8 protein-coding genes are annotated in these 11,791 nt (G+C 69.6%); 2 read left to right on the forward strand and 6 right to left on the reverse strand.

Annotated features, from left to right (window positions below; genetic code table 11):
* The first annotated feature begins 404 nt into the window (after positions 1-404).
* Positions 405-4,130, forward strand: coding sequence for a hypothetical protein (locus ACZ5TL_RS33470; RefSeq protein WP_468594565.1), 3,726 nt, complete (start codon positions 405-407; stop codon positions 4,128-4,130).
* A gap of 60 nt (positions 4,131-4,190) precedes the next feature.
* On the opposite strand, the gene ACZ5TL_RS33475 is transcribed toward ACZ5TL_RS33470, so the two are convergent.
* The 5 genes from ACZ5TL_RS33475 to ACZ5TL_RS33495 all read right to left on the reverse strand — a co-directional run bounded on the left by ACZ5TL_RS33475 (position 4,191) and on the right by ACZ5TL_RS33495 (position 9,133).
* On the reverse strand, positions 4,191-4,697 hold the full coding sequence (locus tag ACZ5TL_RS33475; RefSeq protein ID WP_468594566.1) for a hypothetical protein: 507 nt from the start codon (positions 4,695-4,697) through the stop codon (positions 4,191-4,193).
* 84 nt (positions 4,698-4,781) lie between these two features.
* Positions 4,782-6,137, reverse strand: a complete 1,356-nt coding sequence (locus ACZ5TL_RS33480; RefSeq protein ID WP_468594567.1) for a hypothetical protein — start codon at positions 6,135-6,137, stop codon at positions 4,782-4,784.
* Entirely contained in the window at positions 6,127-6,711 is a 585-nt protein-coding gene (locus ACZ5TL_RS33485) for a DUF6114 domain-containing protein (protein ID WP_468594568.1), read from the reverse strand. The genes ACZ5TL_RS33480 and ACZ5TL_RS33485 overlap by 11 nt, the downstream gene beginning before the upstream one ends.
* Positions 6,712-6,900: 189 nt before the next feature.
* Positions 6,901-7,536 carry a DUF6230 family protein gene (locus ACZ5TL_RS33490; RefSeq protein ID WP_468594569.1) on the reverse strand — a complete coding sequence of 212 codons (636 nt, stop codon included), beginning with the start codon at positions 7,534-7,536 and terminating at the stop codon, positions 6,901-6,903.
* A 622-nt stretch (positions 7,537-8,158) separates the two neighbouring features.
* Positions 8,159-9,133 (reverse strand): tetratricopeptide repeat protein, encoded by a 975-nt coding sequence (locus ACZ5TL_RS33495; protein ID WP_468594570.1) that lies wholly within the window; start codon positions 9,131-9,133, stop codon positions 8,159-8,161.
* Between the two features lie 212 nt (positions 9,134-9,345).
* Between ACZ5TL_RS33495 and ACZ5TL_RS33500 the strand changes: the two genes are divergently transcribed.
* Positions 9,346-9,960 carry a TetR/AcrR family transcriptional regulator gene (locus ACZ5TL_RS33500; RefSeq protein WP_468594571.1) on the forward strand — a complete coding sequence of 205 codons (615 nt, stop codon included), beginning with the start codon at positions 9,346-9,348 and terminating at the stop codon, positions 9,958-9,960.
* A 1,193-nt stretch (positions 9,961-11,153) separates the two neighbouring features.
* Here the strand turns inward: ACZ5TL_RS33500 and ACZ5TL_RS33505 are convergent.
* A complete protein-coding gene (locus tag ACZ5TL_RS33505; protein ID WP_468594640.1) occupies positions 11,154-11,786 on the reverse strand; it encodes a hypothetical protein in 633 nt (210 codons plus the stop codon).
* Between the last annotated feature and the right edge of the window lie 5 nt (positions 11,787-11,791).

An 11,791-nucleotide genomic window follows, 5' to 3' on the forward strand; every position in this document is an offset into this window, starting at 1 on the left:
GTCGCGTTCGCCACCGGACAAAACCCCTACCGAAAATCGAACAACTGTGAAAATCTTGTGACGCTCTCGGGGAGGGACTGCGGGGGGAGTGCGCCTGACCAGCGCACACATCTCTTTCGACGAGTGTCATCCGTCAACGACCCACCACGGCTGCCGCGCAGCCGTGTCCGCCTGCCCTCTTCCTGGCCTCACCATTCGACCAGCAGACAGGCGACGACATGCGAAGAGCCCTGCGCTCAAGGGGCTTAGCCGGCACCGCACTGGTGGCGGCCTCCGCCGTACTGACGGGGCTGGTGTACGCGGCACCCGCCCGGGCCGACGATCCGCCGGCCGGGGACCCGGATGACGGCATGTACAGGATCAGCCTTGGCCAACAGACTCGGACTAACAGATGCATCGCCGGCGTGGCGCTGCACGTCGGCGGCCCCGCCATGAAGGCAGCGGCCTCGAAGGCCCTGAACGGCACCGATGCCGGCCTTGCAGCCGCCACTGACGGCGTTCTCTGGGGTATGGGCACCCTCGGCGATGCCCGACTCAAAGACAAAGAGGGCGCCTCCCGATACGGAGACCAGTCCCAGGCGCGCAAGGAGAGTTGGGAGGCCGCCAACAAGATCTACGCGCAGACCGGCTGGAACTCGGGCACCAACTTCCACGCCCCGGAGTTCGACGCTGAAGTCCTGGCCTTCACTTTCCGCACGCAGCAGGACCTCTGGGGCCTGCTCGGGCAGGACGGCCGCAGCGTCCCCACCAAGGCGTCAGTCAACCAAGCAAGGAAAATCGCCGCAGAGATCGAGGGCCAGGACAGCTGGAACGATTTCGCCGCCAGCACGATCTTCGCGGACAGCGATGTCCGAGGCCCCTACAACTCGACCACAGCCAGTGACGTCGCATCCTTCCTCCGGAACGGTGGCTTCGTCACCGCGCCACTGGAGGAGGGCTCCACCGAGTACCGCATGGAGGTCGAGGCACTCAAAGTCGCCTGGAGCGGCTGCGACAGCGGGAACCCCGTCGACGCTCGGCAAATCCTCTCTCCTGTTGTTCTGACGGCCCACCAGGAGTGGGAGCAGGAGTACGCCGCCCAGGCCAAGCCCCGGGCCACCATCATGGCCGCTGAAGCGACCGCATCGGCGGAGGCCCGCAAGGCCACCGAGGCAATGATCGAGTCCATCGGCCAGGCGTGGCTGGCCGAGCAGATCCTGCTCTGGCAGAAGTACTGGGCGGGCCAGCCCAAGGACAACATCCACCGGCCCAAGGCGGCGGTCTTCACCCAGGCCAAGACGGACCTCGCCAACGCGCGGAAGAGAACCGCCGAGCAACTGGCCCTGGCCAACAAGGCCGTGGCCAGCGCCATGGCGGCCTCGGAGCGGGCCGGCACCGCGCAGAACGACGCCTACGCCATCGCCGACGCCGCCAAGACGCCCCGCGGCCGGGGACTGCTGTACGCGCAGCAGTCGGTGCAGGTCGCCAAGGCCTCGTACTCCGCGGCCCAGGCGGCGGCGAAGGCCACCCAGACCGCGGTGAACGCCGCGAAGGCGACGGTGGCCGACAGCAAGGCGCTGTTCGCGCTGTCCAAGACACAGGCCCACGCCATCAACACCGAGTTCCGGCGCATCGCCGCGCAGGAGGCGGCCGCCCAGGCGAAGGCGGCCCGGGTGTCCGCGGACGCGCTGGCCAAGGAGGCCGCGGCCAACGCCACGAAGGCGAAGAACGCGCAGGCGACGGCGGAGGCGGCTGAGAAGAGGGCGAAGGCAGGCGCTGCGAGGGCAGCGACGGAACGGGCCAAGGCCGAGAAGGAACGCGACAACGCCAAGCGGGAGCGGGCCAACGCGGCGGCTGAGCGGGCCAAGGCGAAGGACGCCGAACAGCAGGCGCAGGCGGACCGGGATGCCGCCTCCCGGGCGCGCGGCACCGCGGAGACGGCGGGCAGCACCGCCGCGGCCAAGCGTGAGGAGGCCGAGGAGGCCGAGGCGCAGGCGTACCTGGCCCGAGACCTGGCCGTCGCGGCCGAACGGAAGCGGAACGCCGCCAAGTCCAGGGCGGCAGCCTTGGAGACCGCCGCCGAAGCGGCCAAGGGTTCCGCTGCCGCGGGCGAGGCTCGTGCAGCCGCGACGGAAGCCCGTTCCGCCGCCACCGAGGCGACCAACGAGGCACGTGACGCGCGGGCCGCGGCCAATGAGGCGAGCGAGGCCGCCGTGAAGGCCCGGGCCGCCGCCACACGCGCCGACGCCGCCGCGTCGCGTTCCCGCGCGGCGGCCGACAGCGCGTGGTCCGCCTACGAGACCACGCGCGCCGCGGCCGCCACGGCACACGCCGCCGCAGCAGAGGCGATCGACGCCGCGACCGCGGCCAAGAAGAACGCCGACGACGCCAAGGCCGAGGGCAAGAAGGCCGCCGCCGCGGCGGTCACGGCACGCAAGGAGGCCACGGCCGCGAAAGCCGAAGCCGCCAAGACGGCCTCGTGGGCCGCCACCGCGGCCGGTCACGCCTTCGCGGCGGGTGAGGCGGCCACCGCCGCCCGCGACTCGGCCGCCGAGGTGATCAAGCCCGCCAACGAGGCCATCGCCGCGGGCACTCCGTACAAGGAGACCGATGTCTCCGCCGCATTCGCGGTCCTCGTGGGGCAGACATCCAAGCCGATCGCGGAGCGCCAGGCCGCCGCCGCCAAGGCCAAGGCCGATGAGGCGGCCCGGGCCGCCAAGAAGGCCAAGTCCCTCGCCGAGAAGGCGAAGGGCGACGCCAAGCTGGCCGCCGAGGCCGCCGCCGCGGCGGCCGACGACGCGGCGAAGGCAGCGGCCTCGGTGGCTGCCGCGCGTGCCTCCGCGGCCGAGGCCGCCACAGCCGCGGAAGCGGCGAAGAAGGCCGACGCGAAAGCCCAGAAGTACGACCAGCAGGCCGGTACGGACGCCCTCTACGCCGGAATGGCCGCGAACGAGGCGGAGTCGGAGGCCGTCGCAGCGGACCGTGAGGCCGACGAGGCGGAGAAGGACGCCACCAGTGCCCGCTCGGCCGCCACAGCGGCGGAGAAGGACGCGGCGAGCGCCCGCAGCACCGCCACCAAGGCGGAGCAGGACGCCACGGCGGCCGAGTCGGCCGCCAAGAACGCCGACGGCGCCGCGAAGGAGGCCGACCAGGCTGCCGATCGCGCCGAACAGGAGGAGCGCAAGCGGCTCGAACAGCAACGCCGGGCAGCGATGGAGGCGGGTGACACCGGTGTGCACGAGGGGAATCCGGGTCCGCCTCTGAGTGCCGACGACGAGGCTGTCCTGCTGGCCCAGTGCGGCCAGCAGTGCGTCGACGACTACCGCGCCGCTCGGGCGGCCGTCTCGCTGAGCGTGATCGACTGGGTGAAGGCCAACGGCGGCGAGATCCTGCTGGAGGTGCTCGGCGTCAACAACGTCAAGCGCTGCTTCGGTGAGGACGACATCGAAAGCTGCCTGTGGTCCTTCGTCGACGTGGCGTCCCTCGCACTGGTCGTGGGCAAACTCCCCGCCGTCGGCAAGGCGATCGTCCGAGTCGCCAGCGGTATCTCCGAGTTCTTCGACAAGGCCGCGTGGGGCAAGAAGACCCTCGCCCGGCTGAAGGACATCATTGAGAGGTACCGCAAGGGCCAGCTCGGCGAGTGCGTGCCGGACGCCGCAGATCTGTTCAGCGGCGCTGCCGGCGCGTCCAAGGCCAAGGGGCTCGCCGCCGCCAAGGCGGCGGGGGGCAAGAAGCGGTTCTGCGGGATCGACCACATCTCGCCGATCGACGGTGACTGGTGCACCAAGCGCGGTGCGCACGTCAATCTGAAGAACGGGCGCGAGGTGGGGCTGCAGACCACCAACGTCAAGGGCGGCATCATGGGCTACGCCATCGACGTCAAGGCGGGATCGGCCACCGCCGACGAGATCCGCGCCGTCGTACAGACGCTCATCGATGACGACCGGCTGCGCGAGGACCTGATCGCCAAGTCGACGGACGCGATGCGCATCTTCAACCAGGACGCCGCGAACCAGCGGTACAACGAGAAGCTGGAGCCAGGTCAGAAGCCCAAGCCGCTGAGGTGGGGCTGCAAGACCAACTTCGCGCCGAAACTGAAGTTCCTGATCGACGCCTTGAAGGAGATCAGCCGCCAGAAGGGTGTCGGGTAGGCACCGACGCGGAGCTGACAGGGGCCGGTCCCCGATGCGGGCCGGCCCTCGCCTCTTGTCTCAGCCGCAGACGTGGTGGGGGTTCCGGGCGATCGCGCTGTGCAGGACCGTGCCGCTGTCCCCGGACACGTCGGCGTCGGTCCGGCGGAAGGTGAAGTGCACGTCCGCCGGGGGGTGGGGCACCACCAGGGTGAGCTGGTCGGCCGGCTCGGGCCAGAGTCCCTCCTCGGCACCTATCCCCGCCGTGGTGAACGCCTCACGAAGCTGCGCGGCGCTCACGGTTGAGGGCAGCTCCTTCGTCTCGCCCGGTACGCCGCTCGGAAGGTCGACGGCCCCGGTCCCGGTGCTCAGTGCCACGGCTTGAAGCGTGTCGCAGCAGACCTCGATACGTACGTCGCCGTAGCGCACGTTGCGCGGCTCGCCCCTCTTCCGCCGCCGGGCCGGGAAGTACTCCCCGTCCTGAGGCGGCCCCAGCCGCTCGGACACGTCAGCGAGGGACGCCCCCGGTTTGAGTACGCCGATTCCGCCGGACTCGGCGAATTCCGTCAGCACGTCCACGATGGTCATGCCTCGATCATCCCCGATCCCCCGATACGGCAGCGGTGAGGGCGCCCCCTGTGGCCAGGAGGCGCCCTCGATCCGGCGGGAACGTCAGTCGGTCACGTACTGGCTCAGCCCCGGCACGGTCAGCGTGCCGCCGAACTGACCGGCCTGGGTGACCTTCACCTTGGTGAAGTGGATGAGCGGGATGTTCAGGGGCGGCGGGTGCTCCGGGTCGAACGTGACCGGGATCAGCCCGAGCAGGTTGCCGGAGATGCTCTCCGTGTACATCACCGTCTTGCCGTCGGTGATCGTGGACGTCGACCCCTTCGCCGCCTGGACGTGGTGGGTCTTGCCGGACTGCTTGTCCTTGACGAGCTGGTGCAGGTCCCCGATGTCGGTGCCGTCGTTGATGACGTACTTCAGGACCTTCTTGGTGGCGCCGCTCGCCGTCTTCACCTCGACGATGCCCTGGTAGTCGGCGCCCTTCAGGGTCAGGGAGCTGGCTTCCAGGTACCAGGGGTCGTCCGGGACCAGGATCTCGTTGTCGACACCGCCCTCGGCGTCCGTGGCGGCCGGGCAGTCCTCGGGGTCCACGGAGGGGCTCGCGGACGGGCTGGGAGAGGCGGTGGCCTCCTCGGCCACGTCCTCGGCCGCCTTCTCAGCCGCCTTCTCGGCGGCCTCGGTGGTGTCCTCGGCAGCCTTCGACGCCGCGCCCGCCGTGTCCTTCACGGCGTCCTTCGCCGTGTCGGTGACCTTGTCGGTGGTCTCCTTGGCGGTGTCGGACGCCTCGTCCTTGCTCGTGTCCTGCGACCCGTCCGTGTCCCCGGACGGCGAGGCGGACGCGGACGGCGTGGCGCTCGGGCTCTCGGTGGACTTGCCGCCCGTGAAGATGCCGCCGATGGCGTCGCCGATGTCCTCCAGCAGGTTGCCGCCGCTCTCGGACGGCGAGGGGGACGGCGTGGCCGCGTCATCCTCGCCCGACGTGCCCGAGGAGGGCGAAGGAGTCGGCGTGGGCTCGGTCTTGCCACCCGTGTCGTCGGAACCTGAATCCGACGAACCGGACGAGTCCGCAGGGTCCTTGTCCGCGTCCGAGCCGCCCGCGGGCGCCGAGGGAGTGGGCTCGGACGTGTTCTCGTCCTTCTTGCCGTCGTCCTCGCCGCCGCTCGGCGAGGACGAGGGGGAGGCGCCATCCTTGTCCTTGTCGCCCTCCAGCGCCGCGACGCAGTCCTTGTACTCGTCGGCCTTCAGGCTGTTCGAGGTCGGCGGCTGGTCGTCGGCGAGGGCGAGTGTCGGGGTGAATCCCATGCCCATGAGGACCGCCGTGGGCATCGCCGCCATGGCTATCGCCTTACCGGCGGGCATCTGGAACCGGGTGAACAGCGGCTTCTTGGGGGCCGCGTGACGAGGCCCGGTTCTCGCCCGTGCCGGGGCCTCGGGCAACTGGTCGCGGGCGTCAGCCGACACGGTACCCCCCGTTGTGGGCTTCGGGCCGGACGTCGTTCGCCGGGCCGCCGTCGCCGGTCTCGTAAGGAGTGTGCGGCGGGCCCGGCTCACCGGCGACGCGCTCTGGGGCGGTTTCCACGGCACCCTCTCCCGCCGGCCCCTGGCCGGCCGGCGGCTGCCCGCCCCCTGCGGACCCGGCCCTGCCCGGCGCCCAGGAGACGGCGAGCGCGCCGCCGAGCAGCGCCAGCAGAAAGCCGATGAGGAAACCGCCGATGTTGGAGACCACCAGCGACACCAGGGCGAGGATGATCGACGCGACACCGGCGAAGACGCGCGTGGCCTGCTGGAACCACATGGTCAGACCCAGCGTGACCAGCAGGACCCCGATGATGAGGGAGCCGGCCCCCGCGGTTGTCGCCATGGTGAGCGACATGGTCCCCAGCTTGAGGGTGGCATAGGGGAAGTAGGCGATCGGCACCCCGCCGAGGATGGTCAACAGACCTGCCCAGAACGGCCGGGCGCCCCGCCAGTCACGGAATCGCCGGCGCAGCCGGGTGAAGGTCCCGGCGCTCTGGACCGGAGTCTCGGCACTCATGGAAAACAGCTCCCTCGGTCCGGTGGAGGTACGTACCGGCTCGGAAGTAGGCGTTCAGTAGCCGGAAGTGTGAGTCTGTGAAGGTGTCCGGCGGATGGCCGGGCGGGCCCGCGGGGCGGGGAAACCGTGGCTTCCCCGCCCCTCAGGGGTAGCTCAGCCGCCCCTGTGGTGCCCGTGACATGGAGGCCGTCAGAAGCACTCCATCTTCTCTTCCGTGCCGAGACGCATCGACAGGCCGTTGAGCGTGAACGTGCCGGCCGTGGTGGCCCACGCCGTCTGCTCGACCCTGGTGAGCGTTGCCTTCTTGGCCTGCTGGGCAAAGCCACCCGGCAGTACGCTCTCGCCCGGCTTCACGCGGGGGCCGTGGGACTTGTCCCTGACCGCGACGCCGATGTCGATGTCCTCGAACGTCGCATTGGCGTCGAGCTGGGCGACGTCGATGTAGAGGTTGTGCGCTGTGACCGGCTTGCTCTTCCCCGCCTCGAGGCGGAGATAGATGGTGCCCATGCCAGGGATCGGCGTCGCGACCGACTGGCACATGTTGGTGATCTCCGCGTCCTTAAACGACGAGATCGCGACCGGCACTTTCTTCTGCTTCTTGCCCTCGACCGTCTCGTAAACGGTGTCGACCCCGCCGTACTGGGCGAAGCCCGTGCCTTCAAGGTGATCGGCCGACACTTTGAACTGCTGGCCGGAAACGCTGAACGACGCGGCCAGCGCACCCTGCGCCAGCCCGACACCCACACATGCCGCGGCGGCGACGCTGGGCACCATCACCACAGCGAACCGCTTCCATCTGGTCCCGCCACGCACCTGGGACTCCATATTTCCTCCTTCTCGGACGTACATCTCCTGCCCTGACTCGCCCCGAATCGCGGCTCAGCCGGGCAGGGATGGGAGAAGTGCTACGTCCTCGGGAAGGAGAGCGCCTGCACTCGGCGGCGCAACTCGCGCCCGAATCACCGGCGATCACCCCCGAGCGACAACCACTGGTCGCGCCTGACACGCATCACGCACAACCCTGCTGGACAGGCTTCGCCGAGTGGGCGAAGACCCCCCTGTCCAAGAGCCGGCGCCACTGCCGCCGGCTCTGCTCGGTGGGGACCCAGGACGTCCCGCGCCCCAACCGGCTGCCGGGGTACGGGATTGGACCGAGCGTGGCCGATCGTGGTGCATTCTCGCCGCCCGCACAAGGGGCATCATTACTCGCTAGTAACGGCCGGATAACCGAACCACGACCCATCGGTCTCGGTCGGCGACACAGGGTGGTGCCGAACGGCGGCACAAAGCTGTTGATCGATGGACAGAATCCGACAGATCAGCGCCTGCGACTTACTCGCAGTAACAGCGGCCGCGATTACCAAGTTTCGGTAAAGCGCGGCCGCGGTGACCTTCTTTCGGCAAACTTTTCACGCGGGCATCACATGCCCGCGTGTTTAATGACTGGTCAGAACAGGGCGCGAGCCAGGGCCCTGCGCGCCGCGATCACGCGGGGATCCTCGGGTCCGACGACCTCGAACAGCTCCAGCAGCCGCATCCGTGCGGTGTCCTTGTCGTCACCCACCGTACGCCCCACGGTCTCGATGAGGCGGCCGAAGGCGTCCTCGACGTGGCCGCCCACCAGATCCAGGTCGGCGGCGGCGATCTGCGCCTGCACGTCGGCCGGCTTCTCGGCCGCGTCCTTGCGCACCTGCTGCGGGTCGACGCCCTGCACCCGCTGGAGCAACTCGGCCTGGGCGAGCCCCAGCTTGGCCTCCTCGTTGCCCGGATCCTCGTTCAGTACGTTCCGGTACGCCTGGACGGCACCGCCCAGGTCACCCGAGTCCAGCGCCTGCACGGCGGCCTCGAGGAGCCCGTCGTGCGGACCGGCCGGCCGCTCGGGGGCCGCCTGGGCATCGCCCGGATCGGCGTCGGGGTCGACGACGAGGCCGGTCAGACCGAAGCGCTGCTCGGCGACCTGCACCAGCTGGTCCAGGGTCTGCCGGATCTGCTCCTCGCCCGCGGCCCCCTGGAAGAGCGGCAGCGCCTGCCCCGCGACGACCGCGAACACCGCGGGGATCCCCTGAATGCCGAACTGCTGCATCAGCATCTGGTTGGCGTCGACGTCGATCTTGGCGAGCAGGAAGCGGCCGTTGTACTCGACGGCCAGCCGCTCCAGGACCGGGCTCAGCTGCTTGCAGGGCTGACACCACTCGGCCCAGAAGTCGATGACGACGGGTACTTCGGCGGACCGCTGGAGGACGTCGGTCTCGAACCCCGCCTCGTCGACGTCGATGACGAGGTCGGCCGGGGAGATCGCCCCCGCCCCGCCCTCCCGGGCCGTTTGGGCACGCGCCTGCTCCGCCTTCGCCTTGGCCTCCTGGGCCGCCTTCACCGCGGCGAGGTCGACGACCCCGCTCATGGACATGTTCCGTGGCTGCATGCGTCTATCCTCCCCCGTTCGGCGCGCGTGTGTGAAAACTGGCCCGAAACCCGGTCCCGGCTGGGTGGTGCCGCCAGCGCCGGGTCCCCACCCGACACCTGTGGTCCTCGCTTTCGCTACGAGTCGTAGCGTAATGGCAGGGCGCCGGGAACACCACCCATCCGTGTTCTCCCTCACGACCGCACCCGCCCCCGCCCGGATATGGTCAGGGCATGCAGAGCCGCACGGCCGCCTCCCGCCCCGGACGCCCCCGCAGCGCCACCGCGGACGCCGCGATCCTGGCGGCGACGCGGGAGGCGCTGGTCGAACTGGGGTGGTCCAAGCTCACCCTGGGAGACGTGGCCACCCGCGCCGGGGTTGCAAAGACGACGCTCTACCGTCGCTGGTCCGGCAAGAACGAGCTGGTCGTCGACGCGGTCGCCGAGCTCTTCGACGAACTGCGGCTGCCCGACCGGGGCACCCTCGCCGCCGACATCGAGGGCGTCGTGCTCCAGTTCGCGGCGATCCTGGCCCGCCCGGAGGCGAAGAGCGGCCTGATGGCGGTGGTCGCGGAGTCGACGAGGGACGACGCCCTGCGCGAGCGCATCCGCGAGTCGATCGTCGACCGCCAGAAGCGGCTCGTGGTGGAAGGGCGCACCCGCGCCCAGAGTCGCGGGGAGCTACCGACGGAGAGTGACCGCGAGGCCGCGGCCCGCACAGCGGACTTGATCTTCGACGTGATCGCTGGAGCGGTGGTGCACCGGGCTGTGGTGAGCTCCGAGGCCGTCGACACGGAATGGGCCCGGAGCTTCACTCAGCTCCTACTGAACGGTCTGACCGCAGACTAAACGGCCTGACCTCCGTTCCGCCCCACGCGTCATCCGCCGCCCAGCTCACGCCAGACCAGCTTCCCGCCGAGGCCGGGCGTCCCTGGGGAGTAGTGACCCCAGCGGTCTGCCAGCTCTTCCACGATTCCCATGCCACGCCCTCCTCACCCGGAGACAGGAGGTGCCAGGCGCGTGCACATGCGCGTATCTCGTTCGCGATGCGGGCCAGTAGGCCAGGCGTGCCGTTCGTGGACAAGAAGCACGGCTTGCCCGTGTCGGTCTCCCACGGCAAGAATCTCAAGCTCGGGGTGAGGTCGGGGACTGCGTCGCGGTCGTAGCTCATCAGGCCGTCACCTCCAAGCCGTAACTCCGGAACGGGCCGATGTCGATGCCGAACTTCGCGAGTGCCAGCGCGCGTCATCGTGCCCGTTGTCTCCCGTTCCTCCTGTCGTCGCTCGTGCGCGACGAGGTAGGGGCAGACAAGTCCGATGTCCTCACCTCGTAACGCGGGCACACGCGGCAGGTAGACCGTCTGCGCATCCACGACCGCGCGGTTGATGGCGGCTCGGGGAACCGGTGACGGCCCCGAGCCGGCAGCAGCAGACGTAGCAGCGATTCGAAGATCCACGCGATAGCTTTCGCGCCTGCCTCGCCCATGCCCTCGCCGGGGCGGGTGAGTCCGCACAGGCCGCGTCCGTGTCGGTGGCGAGCGTCCCCGACGCCGCTGCGGTCGGCAGGCCGCATTCCTGAAACGAACTGCACACCATGGCTGCCGTGTTGATCCGCCAGGGAGGTAAAGAAGGGCAGCAACTCGTCTCGGCCCGCCGGGAGTTCGACTGACCTGACACACTGCCCGACCCTGCCCGTGCTGTTGGGCTCGTGGTGGGGTTCGGGAGGCCAGCGTCAAAGGGAGGCCGACAGGCACCTGTCCCCATGCCTGCCCCGGTTCGCAGTTCCCTTCAGCGGCGAGGCGTTGCCCGCGGTCACCGTCCCACCGTCCTGGCGGAACGACGGCGTCAGCCTGGCCATCGCCGCCGGGGAGACATCCGCACGGACACTCAGGGCGGTGCGCACGGTCAGCTTGCGATGCGTGCGCACACCCTCGTCGCGACTCGTCTCAACGCCCCACCTCCTTGCGAGCAATCGCACAACGACTGCGGCCCCCACCCCTGGCAAAAGGGTGAGGGCCGTGGACAGGCCGACGGTGCGCCGGCCTACGTGGCTACGAGGTACTTGATGTCGCTCACGACGTATTCCCCGTAGTGGAACGCCTTCCCCAGCGCCTCCAACCTCGCATACTGCTCACGGGTCAGATGAAAGTACCGGTCCGGCGGTGTGAAGTACTTCGTGGGCAAAGCCTTGAGGAAGAGGCGGAAGGCCAGATCGGGCGTACAGCGGTGAGCGCACTCAGCGAGCGCATCCCCACTCTCCGGGCCGATGACGCTCCTGAACTCCTCTACCTCGGCCAGAACTTGATCGGCCAGCTCTCCGCCCTCGTACCGGTCGGCGTCCGGAAGCACTGGGGTGTCCGTGTGGCGGGACAGCCACGCATTGCACACCTTGATCACCTGCCGCATCCACTCGGCACCGTCTGCGACGCGGCGTGGGAAAAAGGAATGCCCCCGTTCCAGGCATCCCATCCACAGCATCTCGATCTGGGCAGAGGTGAGATTGTCGAGGAGGAGCTGGGCGTCCTTGCGCACCAGCAGAACCGCCGTCGGCTCAAGTTCCTCCACGAACTGATCGGCCACCGCTTCGGCTGCCGTCGAGGCGTCCAGCGACCAGTCCTGGTGGAAGAAGTCCGTGACCCAGGAGACGCCGAACGTGAACTCCGTAAACCGCTCCATCACCC

Source organism: Streptomyces sp. NPDC033136 (assembly GCF_055578235.1).